Source organism: Micromonospora parva, from assembly GCF_000718515.1.
Taxonomy (GTDB): Bacteria; Actinomycetota; Actinomycetes; order Mycobacteriales; family Micromonosporaceae; genus Micromonospora; species Micromonospora parva.
Window position 1 is genome coordinate 18,930 of the sequence record NZ_JNZS01000029.1, and the last position, 18,162, is coordinate 37,091.

Genomic DNA, 18,162 nt, shown 5'->3' on the forward strand with positions numbered 1-18,162 from the left:
CAGGAGCAGTCGATGAGCGTCCACGCCGCGTCCGGTGACACCTGGGGCATCTCCGGCCCGACCTTCCTCCGGTACTACCTCGCAGCGGCCATCCTGGTGGTGGTGATCGCGGCGTACCACCGGGTCCGGCTCGCCGCCGGATCGACCGGCGCCATGACCACCGACCCCCTCGGGCCCCAGCAGGTCGCGTACCTCAACGGGGGGCCTCGGCTGGCCGTACACGCCGCGCTCGGCGGGCTGCGCGCCAGCGGAGCGATCGGCGTGCGACCGGACCGCCGGCTGACCACCGTCGGGGCCGCGCCGACCGGGCTCACCCCGCTGGATCAGGCCATCCACTGGGCGGCCCACCAGCACGCCCGGGTCGGGGACCTCCCGCAGGACGAGCGGGTACGCACCGCGCTGCACCAGATCCGCAACGGCCTGGAGCAGCGCGGACTGCTCACCGACGACGCGCAGCGCGCCCGCGCCCGCTTCTGGGCCACGATCCTGATCGCCCTGCTGGGCCTCGGTGTGCTCCGGTTGGTCTCCGGCCTGTTCAACGGTCACCCGGTCGGTTACCTGCTGCTGACACTGGTTCCGCTGCTGATCATCACGCTCGTGCTGCGCCGGGCGCCCATGCTCACCCGGGCCGGCCGATCGGCAGTGCGTTCCGTCCGCCGCGAGCACACCCACCTCGCGCCCGCCTCCGCACCCGCCTACGCCACCTACGGGGCGGCCGGCGCGGCGATGGGCGTCGCCCTGTACGGCACCGCCTCGCTCTGGGCACTCGACCCGGGCTTCGCCGAACAGGCCGAGATTCAGCGCCAGGCCGCCTCCGGCAGCGGATGGACGGGCGGGTCCGACGGGTCCTCCGGCGGCGGGGACAGCTCCGGTGGAGACGGTGGCAGCTCCTGCGGCGGTGGTGGCGGGTGCGGCGGCGGGGGGTGCGGCGGATGACCGGCCCGTCCGGGGTCGGCATCGGCTGGCGTCCGGAGATCGCCGGCTTCGTGGCCGACCTGCCCGGCCTGCGCTTCGTCGAAGTGGTGGCCGAGGGGGTGCCCGCGTCCGGGCCGCTCCCACCCGGGCTGACACAGCTGCGGGAACGCGCGGTGACAGTCGTACCGCACGGGGTGCGGCTCTCCCTCGGCGGCGCCGAGCCGGTCGACCCGGCCCGGGTCGGCCACCTGGCCGCGGTGGCGCAACGCCTGGACGCCCCGCTGATCAGCGAACACATCGCGTTCGTCAGGGCCGGCGGTCTGGAGGCCGGGCACCTGCTGCCGCTGCCGCGCAGCCGGGAAGCCGTCGACGCGGTCTGCGCCAACGTGGCGCGGGCCCAGGCCGACCTGCCGGTGCCCATCGCGCTGGAACCGATCGCCGCGTTGGTCGACTGGCCCGACGACGAGCTGGACGAGGCGGACTTCCTCACCGAGATCCTCGACCGGACCGGGGCCCTGCTGCTGCTGGACGTGGCGAACGTGCACGCCAACGCCCGCAACCGGGGCGCCGACCCGCTGGCGTTGCTGGACCGTCTGCCGCTGGAGCGGATCGCGTACGCCCATGTGGCCGGCGGCGCGGAGTACGGCGGTTTCTACCACGACACCCACACCGACCCGGTTCCGTCAGCGGTGCTGGAGCTGGTCGGCGCGCTCTGCGCCCGGCAGCGGCCACCGGCGCTGCTGCTGGAACGCGACGGCCACTACCCGCCGGCCCCTGAACTCCGCGCCGAACTGGACGCCCTGGCCGCCGCCGCGGGCTTCCCGGCCGTCACATGACCGGCGCGCCCCACGGCGACCCGACAGCCGCGCCCCGCGCCGGGCTCGCCGAACGGCAGGCCGAACTGGTCGCCGCGCTCGTCGCCGGAGGGCCACCCCCGCCGGGGTTCGCGCCCGGCCCGCTGGCCGCCACCCGCGCGGCCCTGCTGCGCAAACGGGCCGGTGCCGTCGCCCGGCACTGGCCGTTGCTCGCCGCCAGCCTCGGTGCCAGGTGGACGACGACCTTCGCCGGCTGGGCCGAGCGGCGACCCACCGCCGGGTCGCTGCGCGACGGTTGGGACCTGGCCCGCGCGCTGCACGCCGAACGTGCGCTGCCGCCGCCGGCAGCCGAGGAGCTGGCCGCCCGGGAGGCACTCCTGCGCTACGACGGGCTGCGGCCGCCACGTCCGCGCCGGTTGCCGGCGGTGGGCCGCGCCGGCGGGGCCGTCGCGGTGCAGATCGCCGGCCGGGTACGCCTGCTGCGCCCCGCCCCGCGGGTATCCACCCGTGCTGGCGACGGCGTTTCGGATGCGGCAGGATCGGCATTATGGATCTCGGACTGACCGACCGCGTGTACGTCCTCACCGGCGCCTCCCGCGGCCTGGGTTTCGCGACAGCGCAGTGCCTGGTCGCCGACGGTGCACGGGTGGTCCTCTCGGCCCGGGACGCGGACGCCGTGGCCGCCGCCGCGCAGCAGCTGGGTGGGCCGGAGCACGCCATCGGGCTGACCGGCGACCTGGCCGACCCGGAGACCCCGGGGCAGCTCGTCGCCGCCGCCCAGCAGCACTTCGGCCGGCTCGACGGCGCGCTGATCTCGGTCGGTGGGCCACCGCCCGGCAACGCCGCAGCGGTCACCGACGAGCAGTGGCGGCTCTCCTTCGAGACGGTCTTCCTGGGCACCATCCGCGCCGTACGCACTGTCGCCAACGCCCTGCCCGAGGGCGGCGCGATCGGGCTGGTGCTCTCCACCTCGGCGCGTGGCCCGGTGCCCGGTCTCGGCATCTCCAACGGTCTGCGGCCCGGCCTGGTCGGGGCCGCCAAGGACATCGCCGACGACTACGGCCCTCGGGGCGTCCGCGTGGTCGGCCTGTTGCCCGGCCGGATCATGACCGATCGCAACCGGGAGCTGTTCGGAGCTACCGGCGACCCGGAGCGGGCCCGCGCCGAGGCGGAGGCCGGCATCCCGCTGCGCCGCATCGGCGACCCGGCCGAGTTCGGTCGGGTGGCCGCGTTCGCGCTCTCCCCCGCCGCGAGCTACCTCACCGGGATCACAGTGCCGGTCGACGGCGGCGCGCTACGCGGGCTGTGACCCCCGACAGGGCCCGGCCCACCCGGGCCGTGACACCGTCGAAGCCGGCCCGCACCGACAGAGCGGCCGGGCCGACCCGGGCGGAGTTGGCGGCGGCCGCTGACCGGACCATCCCCGACGTGCTCGCGCCGGGGCTGGCGGTGCTCTTCGTCGGCATCAACCCCGGCCTCTGGTCGGCTGCCACCGGCTGGCACTTCGCCCGGCCCGGCAACCGGTTCTGGCTTGCCCTGCACCGGGGCGGGTTCACTCCCCGACTGCTGCACCCCAGCGAACAGGACGAGCTGCCCGCGCTCGGGCTCGGCATCACCAACATGGCCGCCCGGGCCAGCGCCCGCGCGGACGAACTCAGCACCGAGGAACTCCTCGACGGAGCGGCGATCCTGACCGACAAGGTGGCCCGGTACCGGCCGCGTTGGGTGGCGGTGGTGGGGGTAACCGCGTACCGGATCGGTTTCCAACGGCCCAAGGCAACCTTCGGGCCGCAACCGGAGTCGTTGGCCGGGGCGCGGCTGTGGGTGCTGCCCAACCCGAGCGGCCTGAACGCCCACTTCACCCCGGTCACCCTGGGCCTGGCGTTCGCCGAGTTGCGGGAGGCCACCGAGGTAACCGCCCCTTGATCGACTCGGTTTTCAGGAAGTCGGGCGGTCAACGCGACCAGGACACCCCGACTTCAGGGAACCCGAGTCGATCAAGGCCGGCAGCCGTCAGTTGGCGGCGGCGGGCGGCATGGCCTCGTCCGCGACGTACGTGCCCAGTGGCATGACCACCGGCTCGGGGCCGGTCGCGTCGACGAACGGGGTGGGCGAGTCGGCGACAGCGAACTGGGTCCGGTACAGCTCGGCGTAGAGCCCGCCGACCGCCACCAGTTCGTCGTGTCGCCCCCGCTCGACGATCCGCCCGCCGTCGAGAACGAGGATCTGGTCGGCATCGCGCACCGTGGAGAGCCGGTGCGCGATCACCAGGGCGGTCCGCCCGGTCAGCGCCACCGACAGCGCACGCTGCACCGCCGCCTCGCTCTCCGAATCCAGGTGTGCGGTCGCCTCGTCGAGGATCACGATCGACGGGGCCTTGAGCAGCAGGCGGGCGATGGCGATGCGCTGCTTCTCGCCGCCGGAGAACCGGTAGCCGCGCTCCCCCACGGTGGTGTCCAGCCCGTCGGGCAGCGACCGGACCAGGTCGGCGACCTGCGCTCCGGCCAGCGCGGCCCAGATCTCGTCGTCGGTGGCGTCCGGCTTGGCGTAGCGCAGGTTCTCGGCGATCGTCTCGTGGAACAGGTGCGAATCCTGGGTGACCACACCGATCTCGTCGCGCAGGGAGGCGAGCGTCGCGTCGCGCACGTCCACCCCGCCGACCAGCACCTGGCCGTCGCTGACGTCGTAGATCCGGGAGATGAGCATCGACAGCGTCGACTTGCCCGCCCCGGACGGGCCGACCAGCGCGACCATCTGCCCCGGCTCGACGCTGAACGAGACGCCCTTGAGCACCGGTTCGTTGATCGTCCGGTCGAGGGTGGCGACCTCCTCCAGCGAGGCGAGGGAGATCTCGGCGGCGCTCGGGTAGCGGAACCGCACGTCGCGGAAGTCGACCCGGCCGCTGCCACGCGGCACCGCCACGGCGTCGGGCTTCTCCACGATGCCCGGCTTGAGGTCGAGCACCTCGAAGACCCGGTCGAAGGAGACCAGCGCGCTCATCACGTCCACCCGGACGTTGGAGAGCGCGGTGAGCGGACCGTACAGGCGGGTGAGCAGCAACGCGAGGGTCACCACGGTGCCCGCACTGACACCGCCGGTCACCGCGAGCCAGCCGCCGAGGCCGTAGGTCAGCGCCTGCGCCAGCGAGGCGACCAACAGCATCGCCACGAAGAAGGTGCGGGAGTACATGGCGGACTGGATGCCGATGTCGCGGACCCGCTCGGCCCGCCCGGCGAACCGGCGGGCCTCGATCTCGGGCTGACCGAAGAGCTTCACCAGCAGTGCGCCGGCCACCCCGAACCGTTCGGTCATGGTCGCGTTCATCTTGGCGTCGAGGTTGTACGACTCCCGGGTGATCTCGGCCAGCCGCCGACCGACCCGGCGGGCCGGAATGATGAAAATCGGGAGCAGCACCAGCGAGAGCGCGGTGATCTGCCAGGAGAGGGTGAACATCACCGCCGCGGTGAGCACCAACTGGATGACGTTGCTGACCACGCCGGACAACGTCGAGGTGAACGCCCGCTGGGCGCCGAGGACGTCGTTGTTGAGCCTGCTGACCAGCGCCCCGGTCTGGGTACGGGTGAAGAACTGCAACGGCATCCGCTGCACGTGGTCGTAGACCCGGGTGCGCAGGTTGAAGATGATGCCCTCGCCGATCCGGGCCGAATACCACCGTTGGGCCAGTGAGAGCAGTGCGTCGGCGACCGCCAGCGCGGCGATGAACAGGGCCAGCCGCACCACGAGTCGGCCGGCCTCGTCGCCGCCTCGGTTGATCGCGTTGATGACGTCGCCGGCGAGCACCGGTGTGGCCACGCCGATGACGGCCGCCAGCACCACGGTGATCAGGAAGATGACGATGTCGCGCCGGTAGGGGCGCGCGAAGGCCACGATGCGGCGGGCCACCCCCCGCTTGAGGCGGTGGGTGGAGACCTCGTCGCTGTTGCGCATCGACCGGAGCATGCTCCACCCGGCCATGCCACCGCCGGACATCGGGTTGGACATCGCTCACCTCCGGGTTGCCGGGCAGACCGCACCGTCAGGTCAATTCTCCCGACGAGTGTGACAACCCCAGCCGTAACCCGGATCTTCCCGTGCGGTCCTTACCTATTCTCCAGTGCCGGCAAGGTCACGCAGCCGACGGGTCTGCGCCTCCCGCTCGGCGCGCTGCTGGTCGGCGTGCGACCGCCCGGCCGCGCCGGCGAGCAACGCCTTGATCTCCACCACCGCGTCGCGGGCTCCGGAGAGCAGGCCGGCGGTCAGGTCCCGCACCGCACCGTCCAGCTCGGCTGGCGGCACGACCAGGGTGGCCAGGCCGATCCGGTCCGCCTCGGCGGCGTCCAACCGGCGGCCGGTCGCACAGATCTCCAACGCCCGCGCGTAGCCGACCAGCTCGACGAGGCGCTTCGTGCCGGCCAGGTCGGGCACCAGGCCGAGGGTCACCTCGGCCATCGACAGCTTCGCGTCAGCGGAGAGCACCCGCAGGTCACAGGCGAGCGCCAGCTGGAAGCCGGCACCGATGGCGTGGCCCTGCACGGCCGCGACGGAGATCACGTCCGGCCGGTGCAGCCAGGTGAAACCGGCCTGGAACTCCGCGATGCGCTCGGCGCACTCCTGCTCGGACAGCGTGGCCAACTCGGCGAACGACCCCGGACCGGAGGCACCCGCCACCGCGAGATCGAGGCCGGCCGAGAACGCCCGACCCTCACCGCGGACCACCACCACCCGGACATCGCCGGGCAGGTCACGGGAGAAGTCGCTCATCGCTCGCCACATCGCGGGCGTCTGGGCGTTGAGCACGTCGGGCCGGCACAACGTCACCGTGGCGACCGGCCCGTCGCAGGTCAGCCGAACCCCGGTCGCCTCGGCGGTCACCGGACGTCCCGGGGCGCGGCGCTGATGGACGACGCTGGGGGGCGGGTCACGCCTTCTTGCGGCGCCGGGCACCACCGCGCTGACGCAGCTGCACGCCGGACTCGGTGAGCACTCGGTGGATGAACCCGTAGGAACGGCCGGTCGAGGCCGCCAACGCGCGGATGCTCTCCCCCGAGGTGTACCGCTTTACCAGGTCCTTGGCGAGCGTCTGACGCTCGGCTCCGACGATCCGGCGACCCTTCTCAGTGCTGGTGGCTGTGCCAGTGGCTGCCATGCTGTGTCCTCACGTCCCAGACTGTGCGGTTCGGATACGGTCCCACCTATTAGACCGCCTCGGACGATCATGCGCCAGATATCAACTCTTCGCCAACCGACACGCTATGCAATGTCAGCTTCCCGATAGAGTGATCCTGGCGATCCGGCCCGCCGCGGCGTCCGGGCGTACCACCGCTGGACGCTGGCGGCTGCCGACGACCCGTAGCCTTCGGTCGTGATCGACCTGTTGAGCACCGCGGGCGCAGCGGCCGTCGTCTTCGCCGCCACCGACATAGACGACATCGTCATCCTGACGCTGTTCTTCGTCGCGGCCCGCACCACCGGCCAACCCCGCACCTGGCAGATCGTCGCCGGGCAATACCTCGGCATCGGCGCGCTCGCGCTGGCCAGCGCGGTGATCGCGGGTGGGCTCCTGGTGGTGCCCGACCCGTGGACGGGTCTGCTGGGCCTGCTGCCGATCGCGCTCGGTGTCCGCGCACTGCGGGGTTCGGGCGACGACGAGCCACCCGCTGTCGTCACCGGAGCGCTCGGCGTGGCCGGGGTGACGATCGCGAACGGTGCCGACAACGTCGCGGTCTACGTACCCGTCTTCCGGGCCCTCGGGGTGGCCGACAGCGCGGTGTTCCTGCTGGTCTTCGTGCTGCTGATCGCCCTGTGGTGTGTGGCCGGGGCCTGGCTGGGCGGGCATCGGAGGGTGGTCCGGCTCGTCGAACGCGCCGGCGCCTGGCTGGTGCCGGCGATCTTCATCGCCATCGGGCTGGTGATCCTGGTCAGCTCCGGCGTGCTCGGCCGGCTGGTCGACCTGCTCGGCTGACCGCAGCGCCGAGGTCGAGCGCAGGTCGAGCTTGAGCGCACGTTGAGGTCGAGCGCACGTCGAGCTGCCTCGATCAGGCCAGCTCGACCAGTTCGAGCAGGTCGTCGCTCCAGGCGTCCTCGTCGCCGTCGGGCAGCAGGATGGCCCGGTCGGGCTTGAGCGCGAGCACCGCACCCGGGTCGTGGGTGACCAGGACGATCGCGCCCGGGTAGTTGGCGATGGCGTCGAGCACCTGCTCCCGGCTGACCGGGTCGAGGTTGTTCGTCGGCTCGTCGAGGAGGAGCACGTTGGCGCCGGAACAGACCAGGGTGGACAGCGCCAGCCGGGTCTTCTCGCCACCGGAGAGCACTCCGGCCGGCTTGTTCACGTCGTCACCGGAGAAGAGGAACGCGCCGAGGATCTTGCGCAGGTCGGTGTCGGACTGCTCGACGGCGGCGGCGCGCATGTTCTCCAGCACCGTCCGCTCCACGTCCAGCGTCTCGTGCTCCTGGGCGTAGTAGCCCAACCGCAGGCCGTGCCCCGCGTGCACCTCGCCGGTGTCCGGGGTGAGCAGCCCGCCGAGCATCCGCAGCAGGGTCGTCTTGCCGGCGCCGTTGAGCCCGAGGATGGCCACCCGGGAGCCGCGGTCCACCGCCACGTTGACGTCGGTGAAGATCTCCAGTGAGCCGTACGACTTGGACAGGCCGGTCGCGGTGAGCGGGGTCTTGCCGCACGGCGCGGGGCTGGGGAAACGCACCTTGGCCACCCGGTCGGCGACCCGCACCTCCTCCAGGCCGGAGATCAGCTTCTCGGCACGGCGGGCCATGTTCTGCGCGGCCACGGTCTTGGTGGCCTTGGCCCGCATCTTGTCGGCCTGCGCCATCAGAGCGCCGGCCTTCTTCTCCGCGTTGGCCCGCTCCCGACGCCGCCGCCGCTCGTCGGTCTCGCGGGCCTCCAGGTACGCCTTCCAGCCCAGGTTGTACACGTCGATGACCGACCGGGTGGCGTCGAGGAACCAGACCTTGTTGACCACCGACTCCAGCAGCGCGCCGTCGTGGGAGATCACGATGAGGCCGCCCTTGTGGTTGGCGAGGAAGCCTCGCAACCAGGTGATCGAGTCGGCGTCGAGGTGGTTGGTGGGCTCGTCGAGCAGCAGGATGCCGCCGCCGTTCTCGCCCGCGTCGCGGAACAGGATCCGGGCCAGCTCGATGCGCCGACGCTGACCACCGGAGAGGGTGCCGATGGTCTGCGCGAGCGCACGGTCCGGTAGGCCGAGGTTGGCGCAGATCCGCGCGGCCTCAGCCTCGGCCGCGTACCCGCCCAGGGCGGCGAACTGGTCCTCCAGCGCGCCGTACCGGCGGACCAGCTTCTCGTCGGCGTCCTCGGCGAGCCGGGCCTCGATCTCCTGCATCTGCGCCATCAGCACGTCCAGGCCACGGGCGGAGAGCACCCGGTCGCGGCCGGTGACCTCCAGGTCGCCGGTGCGCGGGTCCTGCGGCAGGTAGCCGATGGCGCTGCGCTGGTCGATCTGGCCGCCGTACGGCTGCCCCTCACCGGCGAGCACCTTCAGCGTGGTGGTCTTGCCGGCACCGTTACGACCGACCAGGCCGATCCGGTCACCGGGCTGCACGCGCAGGGTGGTGTCGGACAGCAGGATCCGGGAACCGGCGCGCAGTTCCAGGCCGGTGGCAGTGATCATGTTTGCGGGCTCGCTCTCGGGGTTCGGAAGGCTGACTCGGGGCACGCGAAACGGCCGGCGGGCTCAAGGGGCCCGACGGCGCGGGGCGGTTCAGCCTTCGCAGCGCAGCACCTGGCAAGTGTACCGGGCGCCGCCGGGCGGCCCGCCCGGATTACCGATCAAGATCATCGGGTACGGGAACGCCTGTCCGGACCCCGTCCGGCACTTGAGGGACGAAAAAACACATAAAAGACACTCACCGGCATACGGCGATCGGGGTCACCATGGAACTCAACGAGCGGGCCGAAATCGACACCTCCCAGGTCAACGACGTCGGCCGGGGTGGTGGATCCGGCGGCGGCTTCGGCATCCCGATCCCCGGCGGCGGCGGTCGAGGCGGCATCATCGGCATCGTGGTGGCAGTGCTCGTCGCGCTGCTCGGCGGCGGCTTCGGCCTCAACGCCATGACCAACGGCGACGAGGGCGGTCAGGCCGGCGGCACCGACCTGGAGCAGCTCTGCTCGCGCGACAACCCGCAGCGCCTCGACGACGCGCGCTGCCGCAACGCGCTCTACGTCAACAGCATCCAGGCCTACTGGCAGAAGGCGTACCCGGAGGTGGGCAACGGGAAGTACGAGCCGACCGACACCAACTTCTTCCAGGCGGCCGTGAACACCGGCTGCGGGCAGGCCGACTCGGGTGTCGGCCCGTTCTACTGCCCCGCCGACAAGCAGGTGTACATCGACCTGAGCTTCTACGACGAGCTGGCCTCCCGGTTCGGCGCCAAGGGCGAGTTCGCCCAGCCCTACGTGCTCGCCCACGAGTACGGCCACCACATCCAGAACCTGCTCGGCACCAACGCGAAGGCCGGCCAGGGCGACCAGAGCGGCCCCCGCTCCGCCTCCGTACGGCTCGAGCTGCAGGCCGACTGCTACGCCGGCGCCTGGGCCAAGCACGCCACCGAGAGCAAGGACAAGACCGGCCAGGAGCCGCTGTTCACGTCCATCACCCAGTCCGACATCAGCGAGGCGGTGCAGGCCGCCGAGGCGATCGGCGACGACAGCATCCAGGAACGCTCCGGCGGGCGGGTCAACCCCGACCAGTTCACCCACGGCACGTCCGAGCAGCGCAAGCGCTGGTTTACCCAGGGCTACGACCGCGGCGACCCGAAGAGCTGTGACACCTTCGGCACCGACCAGCTCTGACCAGTTCCGAGATCGTGGCAGGCCCCTCCGGCGGGCCTGCCACGATCTGTTTCGGGCACCAGACGCTGTCGCCGACGGCGCCTCCCTGGTCAGGTGAGCCGCGACACCTGGTAGTGGGCGATGAGCCAGTCGTCGCCTACCCGCCGCAGCAGCACACCGAGGTTGACGGTCAGGGCCGGCCGGTCGGTGAAGCCGAACTCCACCTCCAGGTAGCCGAGGACCACGTCGTCGGCGAGACGGCGGATCTCCCGGACGTCGTACGCGGCGGTGAGGCCGAGCGGCTGGCCGGCGTAGTACGCGGCGACGCCGGCACGACCGACCGAGTACGGCTGCAACCCCTGGAAGATCGCGTCGTCGGTGAAGCACGCCGCGACCCGATCGGGCTCGTGGGCGTCGACAGCCGACTTCCACCGGTCGAGGACGGTACGCAGAATCTGGGCCTCGGACATGATGATCTCCCTGTTGGCGGCGTGCCGCGTAACGTGCCTGTCGTGCTCACCGACCCACGGGGCGAGCCCCGTCAGGCTCAGCGCGGCGGTTGTCCCGGGTCGTTCGGGTGCGGCGTCAACGGCGTCACGGTCTCGCGCCGCCAGGCACGCAGCGGCATCGACGCGAGCACCGCCTCCAACTCGTCGGCGTCGTCGGCCCGGAACAGCCCCCACGTACGCCACTCCCCCGGCGCCAGCGGTGGCCGCCACAGCCGCAGGAGACTGCCCTGCGCCGTCAGCTCGGCCGAGCGGGCCGCCTCACGCGCGCGCATCTCAGCAACCCCGTCGTCCGACGTTCCGGGCGGCACCGTCGTCACCATGTCAACCAGAAACTCCACGCGCCCATCCTCCGGCCGCCAGCCGGGCAGCACGGCGGGAACCCCGTTTTGCGTGGCGGCCGTCTCCCCTGGGACCTGGTCGGCGGAGGGCGAGGTCAATCGGGGTCGCGCAACCGGATCCGGACCGCGCGGGCCGCGCCCACCGCCGCGAGCAGCACCGCGTGCCGGGGCTCCGGCACGTCGAGCAACCGCTCTGCCCGCAACGGCACGAGCGGGGCCAACCGCCGGTCGGCGAGCACCCCGTCCACGGCCCTGCGGTCACCACCGCAGACCAGCGCGGTGAGCGTCGCCGCCGCCGGCAACAGCAGTCGTACGGCCAGGTCCGCCGCGTCGCCCAGCGCGGCCTTCGCCTGGTTGTCGCGCCGGCGGGCGAACCGGTGCTGTGACCATCCCCCCGCGGCGGTGCGCCCCTGCACGTACCGGGTGTCCACCTTGGAGCTGACGAGGTCGGCACCCTCGGCCACCCCGATCGCCACCGCGCCCTTGCGGGCCAGCAGCAGACCGATCCGGCGCGGCGTCACGGCGGAGGCCACGAACCCGGCCACATCCGTGCCGACCGGCGCGCCCGGTGGGGCGTACAGCTCGGCGGTCGCCCCGTCCGGAGCGGCGAGCAGCAGGCCGTACTCCTGTGTGCTGGTGATGGGCGGGCCGTGCCGGTCGGCGAAGCCCTCGACCCAGCGGCCGACGCGGGCCGGATCGACCTCGACCCACCGACCTCCGCCGGCTGCGGGTCGACTGGTCACCGCCCGACCGTACGGCACCGCGAGCCCGCCCGGACCCCCGGGCGGGCTCCGCGGCCCGACAGCCCGACCCGACCCGACGCGGCCCGCCACGGCCCAGCCCGGCACGACGCAGCACGGCACGACGCAGCACGGCCCGCCACAGCACGGCCCAGCCCGGCACAGCGCGGCACGGCACGGCACAGCCCGGCACAGCGCGGCACGGCACGGCACGGCACGGACCAGCCCGGCACGGCACGGCACGGCGCGGCGCAGCGCGGCACGGCACGGCCCGCCACGGCCCAGCCCGGCAAGACGCAGCACGGCCCGGCACGGACCAGCGTGGCGCGGCACGGCGCGGCGACCGTTCAGCTGGGCAGTAGCGCGGCCACCGCCAACGCGGCGATGAGCGCGCTGGAGACCAGGCCGGTGACCAGCCGGCCACGCGGCCCGGTCAACGCCCGGCCGACCACCGTGCCGCCGCCGGCGATGACCAGTTGCCAGCTCGCCGACGCCAGGAACACCCCGGCCACGAAGAGTGCCATGGGGACCACGCCCGATTCGGCCGTGTCCCTGCGACCGAGCACCAGCGCGGCGAAGTAGAGCACCGTCATCGGGTTCAGCAGGGTCAGGCCGAGCAGCGCCGCGTAGGCCCGCCCCGGAGTGCTCATGCCCCGACCGGCGCGTTCCGCCGGTGGCCGCTGCGAATGGTGCGCGGACCAGGTCCGCCAGAGGCCGTGCCCGGCAAGCCCCAACAGGACCACGGCGGCGACCACCCGCAGCGGCCCGGCGACCGGCGCGATGACATCGGCCAGCCCGGCACCGCCGAGCACGGCGACGGCCGCGTAGAGCCCGTCGGCCGTCGCCACGGCGAGCGCCGCGGCCGCACCGACCCGAAACGAGGTACGGGCACTGAGCCCCAGGATGAGGATCGCGATCGCGCCGACCGGAATGGCGACGCCGTAACCGGCGACCAGGCCGGCGAGGAACGCCCCGGTCACGGACGTCGGTGGCAGGTCGAGGCTCGTCCGGGAACCGGCCGCTGTCGACGCACGGCAGTGGCCGCACGGACAGGGACCTGCATCGGGTACGCCTCAATCACAAGCGCATCCTGCGCGCCGAACCCGCGCCCCCGCCACCGAATTCCCCCGCGCCCCGCCCCGGCTCGCCCCCGGCCCGGCTCGCCGCGCCCCCGCCCCGGCCCCGGCTCGGCTCGCCCCCGGCCCCGGCTCGCCCCGGCCCGGCTCGGCTCGCCCCGCCAAGATCGTGCTCGAACCAGGATCTAGTGGCCTCGGCGACGCACCGAGGCCACTACATCGATGATCGAGCGCGATCTTGAGTCAATGATCGAGCGCGATCTTGAGCTGTTGACGGTCGACCGTCAGCGTCAGACCGGAACGACCCGTGCTTGTTCACGTCGGCGTTCAACACGTCGAGCGCGGCACCCGGACGGGTGCCGCGCTCGACGAAGTGGTTCGGGTCAGACGTTGAAGCCGAGGGAGCGGAGCTGGTCCCGACCCTCGTCAGTGATCTTGTCCGGGCCCCACGGCGGGAGCCACACCCAGTTGATCCGGATGTCGTTGACCAGGCCGCCGCCGGGGCCGGTGGTCAACGCCTGCCGGGTCTGGTCCTCGATGACGTCGGTCAGCGGGCAGGCCGCCGAGGTGAGCGTCATGTCCAGGGTGGCGACGTTCTCGTCGTCGACGTGTACGCCGTACACCAGGCCCAGGTCGACCACGTTGATGCCGAGCTCCGGGTCGACGACGTCCTTCATCGCCTCCTCGATGTCGGCGAGCATGGCCTTGCTGACGCCGCCCGCAGCGGCAGCGGCGTCAGCGCCGCCATCGGTCGTCGCGGCGTCGGTCTGCGGCACCACGCTGGTGTCACCGGCCTCCGGCGTCGCCTCGGTAGCGGTGTTCTCGCTCATGCCGTCCCTCCGCATCGCTTCGTGATGCCACCAGGCACCACTGTGTCATTCGCTCGCTGACGCACGGTCACGCCTTCACCTCCGGGCTCACGCCCACACCGGCGCGGGCCGCAGCGTCCTTGAACGCCATCCACGGCAGTAGCGCGCACTTGACCCGGGCCGGGTAGCGGGCCACGCCCGCGAAGGCCACCCCGTCACCGAGCACGTCCTCGTCCGGCGTGACCTGGCCACGTCCGGACATCAACTCCACGAACGCCTCGTGCACCTCGAAAGCTTCCCCGGTGCCCCGACCGCGCAGCAACTCGTGCAGCACGCTCGCCGACGCCTGGCTGATCGAGCAGCCCATCCCGTCGTACGAGATGTCGTGCAGCACGGTGCCGTCGGTGGCCACCCGGATGGTGACCTCGTCGCCGCAGGTGGGGTTGACATGGTGCGCTTCCGCGACCCGGTCGCCCGGGTCGTCGGCGTCGCGCAGGCCACGCCCGTGCGGGTGCTTGTAGTGGTCCAGGATGATCTCCTGGTAGAGCTGGTCGAGCTGCATCAGTCGAACACCTTCCGCACCTGCTCCAGACCGGCCACCAGAGCGTCGATCTCCTCGGTGGTGGTGTAGAGGTAGAACGAGGCCCGGGTCATCGCCGGGACGCCGAACCGGCTGCACACCGGCTTGGCACAGTGGTGGCCCACCCGCACCTGCACGCCGAGCGAGTCGAGCACCTGACCCACGTCGTGCGGGTGCACGTCACCGAGCGCGAACGAGATGGTGCCGCCCCGGCCCACCGGCACGGTCGGGCCGAAGATCCGCAGGTCCGGCACCGAGCCGAGCGCGTCCAGCGCGTACGCCGTCAGCTCCTTCTCGTGCCACTGGATGGCCCGCATCCCGATCCCGGTCAGGTAGTCGACCGCCGCACCGAGGGCGACCGCCTCGGCGATCGGCGGGGTGCCCGCCTCGAACCGGGCCGGTGGCGCCGCGAACGTCGAGCGGGCCATGGTGACCGTCTCGATCATCGAACCGCCGCCGAAGACCGGCGGCATGACCGCCAGCAGCTCACCGCGACCCCAGAGCACGCCGATGCCGGTCGGACCGCACATCTTGTGCCCGGTGAAGACGATGTAGTCGGCGTCCAGGTCGACCACGTCGATGGGCAGGTGCGGCACCGACTGCGAGCAGTCCAGCAGCAGCAGCGCGCCCACCTCACGGACCCGCGCGGTGATCCGGGAGGTGGCGTTGACGGTGCCGAGGATGTTGGACATGTGCACCAGCGAGACGATCTTCGTCCGCTCGGTGACCAGGTCCTCCAGGCCCGACTCGTCCAGCCGCCCCTGGTCGGTGACCGGGAACCAGCGCAGGGTCGCGCCGGTCCGCTCGCAGAGCAGCTGCCACGGGACGATGTTCGAGTGGTGCTCCATTTCGGAGATCACCACCTCGTCGCCCGGACCGAGCCGGAACCGGGGGTCGCCGTCCGGACGCAGCGAGGCGTTCGAGAAGGCGTACGCCACGATGTTGATCGCCTCGGTGGAGTTCTTCGTGAACACCACCTCGTCGGCGCTCGGCGCGTTGATGAACGCGGCGATCTTCGCCCGTGCCCCCTCGTACGCCTCGGTGGCCTCGGTGCCCAGGGTGTGCACCGAGCGCGACACGTTGGCGTTGTGCAGCGCGTAGTGCTCCCCGAGCACGTCGAGCACCTGCCGGGGTTTGTGCGAGGTGTTGGCGCTGTCGAGATAGACCAGCGGATGCCCGTTGATCTCCCGGTCCAGGATCGGGAAGTCGGCGCGCACCCGGGCCACGTCGAAACGCGGCGCGTCGTCGTACTGCGGCATCCCCGAAGGGATCGCGATGCTGGTCATCTCGGCAGCGCCTCTCCCACTCAGGCCTTGGCCGTGCCGGCCCCGGCGGCGTACCGCTCGTAGCCCTCGGCCTCGAGCTTGTCGGCCAGCTCCGGGCCGCCCTGCTCGACGATCCGGCCGGCGATGAACACGTGCACGAAGTCCGGCTTGATGTAGCGCAGGATCCGCGTGTAGTGGGTGATCAGCAGCACGCCGGTGTCACCGGTGTCGCGGACCCGGTTGACGCCCCCGCTGACCACGCGCAGCGCGTCCACGTCGAGGCCCGAGTCGGTCTCGTCGAGGATGGCGATCTTCGGCTTGAGCAGCTCCAGCTGGACGATCTCGTGGCGCTTCTTCTCACCACCGGAGAAGCCCTCGTTGACGTTGCGCTGGGCGAACGCCGGGTCCATCTGGAGGCGCTCCATCGCGCCGCGCAGCTCGCCACCCCAGGTGCGCAGCTTCGGTGCCTCGCCGTCGATGGCGGTCTTCGCGGTGCGCAGGAAGTTGGCCACCGAGACGCCGGGCACCTCGACCGGGTACTGCATGGCCAGGAAGAGGCCGGCGCGGGCCCGCTCGTCGACGGTCATGGCGAGCACGTCCTCGCCGTCGAGGGTCACCGTGCCGCCGGTGATCTCGTACTTGGGGTGACCGGCGATCGAGTACGCCAGGGTGGACTTACCGGAGCCGTTCGGGCCCATGATGGCGTGGGTCTCGCCCGACTTCACGGTCAGGTCGACGCCGGCCAGGATCGGCTTGAGCTCACCCTCGGGCAGCTTGACCGACACCTTCAGGTCGCGGATCTCCAGGGTGCTCATTATCGGGTCACTCCATTACTCGGCGTCAGGCTGAGGTAGATGTCTCCGTCGCGAACGTCGACGGGATAGACGGGGACGGGTTCGGTGGCGGGCAGGCCGGTCGGCTCGCCGGTGCGCAGGTCGAAACGGGAGCCGTGCAGCCAGCACTCCAGCGTGCAGCCGTCGACCTCGCCCTCGGAGAGGGCGACCGCGGCGTGGGAGCACTCGTCGTACGCGGCGTAGAACTCGCCGTCCTCGCCGTGCACCAGCGCGATGGGCGTGCCGTCGACGTCCGCGCTGATCGCGGTGCCCTTCGGCACGTCCTCGGTCGAGCAGATCCGGATCATCAGGCGCCGGCCTTGGTGAGCCGGGCCTCGATCGCGTCGCCGAGCTGCTCGCGCAGCGACTCCACCGGAATCTTGTTGATCAGCTCGGCGAAGAAGCCACGGACCACCAGCCGGCGGGCCTCACTCTCCGGAATCCCCCGGGCCATCAGGTAGAACAGCTGCTCGTCGTCGAAGCGGCCGGTCGCGCTGGCGTGACCGGCGCCGGCGATCTCGCCGGTCTCGATCTCCAGATTGGGTACGGAGTCCGCCCGCGCGCCGTCGGTGAGCAGCAGGTTCCGGTTGATCTCGTACGTGTCGGTGCCGGTCGCCTCGGCCTGGATGAGCACGTCGCCCACCCAGACGGTGTGCGCGCTCTCGCCCTGCAGGGCGCCCCGGTAGCCGACGTAGCTGCGGCAGTCCGGCACGTTGTGGTCGACCAGCTGCCGATGCTCCAGGTGCTGGCCGGCATCGGCGAAGTAGACCCCGTACAGCTCGGCCTCGCCGCCCCGCCCGGTGTACTCCACGCTGGTGAACTGCCGGACCAGGTCGCCGCCGAGGGTGACCTGGATGTGGATGACCTTGGCGTCCCGACCCAGCTTGATCTTCAGGTGCTGAGCCTGGACCGCGTCGTCGGCCCAGTCGGCGACAGTGACCAGGGTCAGCTTCGCCCCGTCGGCCACGGCGACCTCGACGTTGTCGGCCAGGGTGGCCGACCCGACGTGCTCCACCACCACCGTCGCCTCGGCGAACCGGCCCACCTCGACGAACGTGTGACCGAAGACCGGCTGCTCGACACCCTCGCCGACCACCCGCAGCCGCACCGCCTCGCCGAGCACCACGTCGGGGGCCACCCGCAGCAGCAGGGCGTCGGCGGCGGCACCGTAGGCCAACGCGCTGACCCGGTCGACCGGGGTCAGCACACTGCCGACCCGCTCGTCGTCCCGGCCGACCCGGGTGATGGCGACGCCCTCGGGCAGGTCGCCGTACTCGTGTCGGACCGCGCCGGCCACGGCCGGCGCCTCAGTGGTCAGGCCGCGGAGGCGCTTGAGTGGGGTGAAGCGCCACTCCTCCTCCAGGCCGGTGAGGGCCGGGAAGTCGGCGACGTCGTACGAGCGCAGCGCCTGCGACTTGGTGCTGGGCGGCGGCGCGGAAGCCTGGGTAGTCATTTCTTCCTTGGTCTGTTCAACGACGA

21 protein-coding genes are annotated in these 18,162 nt (G+C 72.0%); 7 read left to right on the plus strand and 14 right to left on the minus strand.

Features of this window, described 5'->3' with window-relative positions; genetic code table 11:
* The first annotated feature begins 12 nt into the window (after positions 1-12).
* The 5 genes from IF22_RS0128430 to mug are packed head-to-tail and all read left to right on the plus strand — an operon-like array spanning position 13 to position 3,656.
* The gene (locus tag IF22_RS0128430) at positions 13-936 is read left to right on the plus strand and encodes a TIGR04222 domain-containing membrane protein (protein WP_030337285.1); all 924 of its coding nucleotides are present in this window, start codon (positions 13-15) and stop codon (positions 934-936) included.
* Complete coding sequence (locus IF22_RS0128435) at positions 933-1,751, plus strand: MbnB/TglH/ChrH family RiPP precursor modification enzyme (protein ID WP_030337287.1); 819 nt, start codon at positions 933-935, stop codon at positions 1,749-1,751. Before IF22_RS0128430 ends, IF22_RS0128435 begins: the two co-directional genes overlap by 4 nt.
* Positions 1,748-2,293 (plus strand): SCO6045 C-terminal-like domain-containing protein, encoded by a 546-nt coding sequence (locus tag IF22_RS0128440; RefSeq protein WP_245233762.1) that lies wholly within the window; start codon positions 1,748-1,750, stop codon positions 2,291-2,293. The genes IF22_RS0128435 and IF22_RS0128440 overlap by 4 nt, the downstream gene beginning before the upstream one ends.
* Positions 2,278-3,039, plus strand: coding sequence for an SDR family oxidoreductase (locus IF22_RS0128445; RefSeq protein ID WP_030337291.1), 762 nt, complete (start codon positions 2,278-2,280; stop codon positions 3,037-3,039). Before IF22_RS0128440 ends, IF22_RS0128445 begins: the two co-directional genes overlap by 16 nt.
* A 29-nt stretch (positions 3,040-3,068) precedes the next feature.
* Positions 3,069-3,656 (plus strand): G/U mismatch-specific DNA glycosylase, encoded by a 588-nt coding sequence (gene mug / locus IF22_RS0128450; RefSeq protein WP_156057954.1) that lies wholly within the window; start codon positions 3,069-3,071, stop codon positions 3,654-3,656.
* 87 nt (positions 3,657-3,743) lie between these two features.
* Here the strand turns inward: mug and IF22_RS0128455 are convergent, their stop codons facing one another.
* The 3 genes from IF22_RS0128455 to IF22_RS0128465 all read right to left on the minus strand — a co-directional run bounded on the left by IF22_RS0128455 (position 3,744) and on the right by IF22_RS0128465 (position 6,876).
* Positions 3,744-5,720, minus strand: coding sequence for an ABC transporter ATP-binding protein (locus IF22_RS0128455; protein ID WP_030337295.1), 1,977 nt, complete (start codon positions 5,718-5,720; stop codon positions 3,744-3,746).
* Between the two features lie 114 nt (positions 5,721-5,834).
* Entirely contained in the window at positions 5,835-6,602 is a 768-nt protein-coding gene (locus IF22_RS0128460; protein ID WP_030337297.1) for an enoyl-CoA hydratase/isomerase family protein, read from the minus strand.
* A gap of 46 nt (positions 6,603-6,648) precedes the next feature.
* Positions 6,649-6,876 carry a helix-turn-helix domain-containing protein gene (locus IF22_RS0128465; RefSeq protein ID WP_007462679.1) on the minus strand — a complete coding sequence of 76 codons (228 nt, stop codon included), beginning with the start codon at positions 6,874-6,876 and terminating at the stop codon, positions 6,649-6,651.
* A gap of 216 nt (positions 6,877-7,092) precedes the next feature.
* On the opposite strand from IF22_RS0128465, the gene IF22_RS0128470 reads away from it, so the two are divergent.
* Positions 7,093-7,692 carry a cadmium resistance transporter gene (locus IF22_RS0128470; protein ID WP_081884132.1) on the plus strand — a complete coding sequence of 200 codons (600 nt, stop codon included), beginning with the start codon at positions 7,093-7,095 and terminating at the stop codon, positions 7,690-7,692.
* Between the two features lie 73 nt (positions 7,693-7,765).
* Here IF22_RS0128470 and IF22_RS0128475 read toward each other — a convergent pair whose 3' ends face one another.
* On the minus strand, positions 7,766-9,370 hold the full coding sequence (locus tag IF22_RS0128475) for an ABC-F family ATP-binding cassette domain-containing protein (protein WP_030337302.1): 1,605 nt from the start codon (positions 9,368-9,370) through the stop codon (positions 7,766-7,768).
* A 263-nt stretch (positions 9,371-9,633) separates the two neighbouring features.
* On the opposite strand from IF22_RS0128475, the gene ypfJ reads away from it, so the two are divergent.
* A complete protein-coding gene (gene ypfJ, locus IF22_RS0128480; RefSeq protein ID WP_030337304.1) occupies positions 9,634-10,554 on the plus strand; it encodes a KPN_02809 family neutral zinc metallopeptidase in 921 nt (306 codons plus the stop codon).
* Positions 10,555-10,643: 89 nt separating this feature from the next.
* Here the strand turns inward: ypfJ and IF22_RS0128485 are convergent, their stop codons facing one another.
* The 10 genes from IF22_RS0128485 to sufD form a co-directional block, all read right to left on the minus strand.
* Positions 10,644-11,003: a YybH family protein gene (locus IF22_RS0128485; protein WP_030337306.1), complete on the minus strand. Its 360-nt coding sequence runs from the start codon at positions 11,001-11,003 to the stop codon at positions 10,644-10,646.
* Positions 11,004-11,080: 77 nt separating this feature from the next.
* Positions 11,081-11,380, minus strand: a complete 300-nt coding sequence (locus IF22_RS0128490) for a muconolactone Delta-isomerase family protein (protein WP_030337308.1) — start codon at positions 11,378-11,380, stop codon at positions 11,081-11,083.
* Positions 11,381-11,475: 95 nt separating this feature from the next.
* Positions 11,476-12,123, minus strand: a complete 648-nt coding sequence (locus IF22_RS0128495) for an acVLRF1 family peptidyl-tRNA hydrolase (RefSeq protein WP_030337310.1) — start codon at positions 12,121-12,123, stop codon at positions 11,476-11,478.
* A gap of 344 nt (positions 12,124-12,467) precedes the next feature.
* A complete protein-coding gene (locus IF22_RS0128500) occupies positions 12,468-13,100 on the minus strand; it encodes a LysE family transporter (RefSeq protein WP_030337312.1) in 633 nt (210 codons plus the stop codon).
* 479 nt (positions 13,101-13,579) lie between these two features.
* A complete protein-coding gene (locus IF22_RS0128505; protein WP_030337313.1) occupies positions 13,580-14,026 on the minus strand; it encodes a metal-sulfur cluster assembly factor in 447 nt (148 codons plus the stop codon).
* 67 nt (positions 14,027-14,093) lie between these two features.
* The gene (gene sufU / locus IF22_RS0128510) at positions 14,094-14,567 is read right to left on the minus strand and encodes a Fe-S cluster assembly sulfur transfer protein SufU (RefSeq protein ID WP_030337314.1); all 474 of its coding nucleotides are present in this window, start codon (positions 14,565-14,567) and stop codon (positions 14,094-14,096) included.
* Complete coding sequence (locus IF22_RS0128515; RefSeq protein ID WP_030337315.1) at positions 14,567-15,871, minus strand: cysteine desulfurase; 1,305 nt, start codon at positions 15,869-15,871, stop codon at positions 14,567-14,569. The genes sufU and IF22_RS0128515 overlap by 1 nt, the downstream gene beginning before the upstream one ends.
* A gap of 20 nt (positions 15,872-15,891) precedes the next feature.
* A complete protein-coding gene (gene sufC / locus IF22_RS0128520) occupies positions 15,892-16,665 on the minus strand; it encodes a Fe-S cluster assembly ATPase SufC (protein WP_030337317.1) in 774 nt (257 codons plus the stop codon).
* Entirely contained in the window at positions 16,665-16,991 is a 327-nt protein-coding gene (locus IF22_RS0128525; RefSeq protein WP_030337319.1) for a non-heme iron oxygenase ferredoxin subunit, read from the minus strand. Before IF22_RS0128525 ends, sufC begins: the two co-directional genes overlap by 1 nt.
* The gene (gene sufD / locus IF22_RS0128530) at positions 16,991-18,136 is read right to left on the minus strand and encodes a Fe-S cluster assembly protein SufD (protein WP_030337320.1); all 1,146 of its coding nucleotides are present in this window, start codon (positions 18,134-18,136) and stop codon (positions 16,991-16,993) included. The genes IF22_RS0128525 and sufD overlap by 1 nt, the downstream gene beginning before the upstream one ends.
* Positions 18,137-18,162: the final 26 nt, after the last annotated feature.

Coding starts and splice junctions, on each gene's coding strand:
- IF22_RS0128430 (WP_030337285.1), top strand. CDS start 13: ATGAGCGTCCACGCCGCGTCCGGTGACACCTGGGGCATCTCCGGCCCG.
- IF22_RS0128465 (WP_007462679.1), bottom strand. CDS start 6,876: ATGGCAGCCACTGGCACAGCCACCAGCACTGAGAAGGGTCGCCGGATC.
- IF22_RS0128440 (WP_245233762.1), top strand. CDS start 1,748: ATGACCGGCGCGCCCCACGGCGACCCGACAGCCGCGCCCCGCGCCGGG.
- IF22_RS0128485 (WP_030337306.1), bottom strand. CDS start 11,003: ATGTCCGAGGCCCAGATTCTGCGTACCGTCCTCGACCGGTGGAAGTCG.
- sufD (WP_030337320.1), bottom strand. CDS start 18,136: ATGACTACCCAGGCTTCCGCGCCGCCGCCCAGCACCAAGTCGCAGGCG.
- IF22_RS0128505 (WP_030337313.1), bottom strand. CDS start 14,026: ATGAGCGAGAACACCGCTACCGAGGCGACGCCGGAGGCCGGTGACACC.
- IF22_RS0128475 (WP_030337302.1), bottom strand. CDS start 9,370: ATGATCACTGCCACCGGCCTGGAACTGCGCGCCGGTTCCCGGATCCTG.
- sufC (WP_030337317.1), bottom strand. CDS start 16,665: ATGAGCACCCTGGAGATCCGCGACCTGAAGGTGTCGGTCAAGCTGCCC.
- IF22_RS0128525 (WP_030337319.1), bottom strand. CDS start 16,991: ATGATCCGGATCTGCTCGACCGAGGACGTGCCGAAGGGCACCGCGATC.
- ypfJ (WP_030337304.1), top strand. CDS start 9,634: ATGGAACTCAACGAGCGGGCCGAAATCGACACCTCCCAGGTCAACGAC.
- IF22_RS0128455 (WP_030337295.1), bottom strand. CDS start 5,720: ATGTCCGGCGGTGGCATGGCCGGGTGGAGCATGCTCCGGTCGATGCGC.
- sufU (WP_030337314.1), bottom strand. CDS start 14,567: ATGCAGCTCGACCAGCTCTACCAGGAGATCATCCTGGACCACTACAAG.
- IF22_RS0128515 (WP_030337315.1), bottom strand. CDS start 15,871: ATGACCAGCATCGCGATCCCTTCGGGGATGCCGCAGTACGACGACGCG.
- IF22_RS0128445 (WP_030337291.1), top strand. CDS start 2,278: ATGGATCTCGGACTGACCGACCGCGTGTACGTCCTCACCGGCGCCTCC.
- IF22_RS0128435 (WP_030337287.1), top strand. CDS start 933: ATGACCGGCCCGTCCGGGGTCGGCATCGGCTGGCGTCCGGAGATCGCC.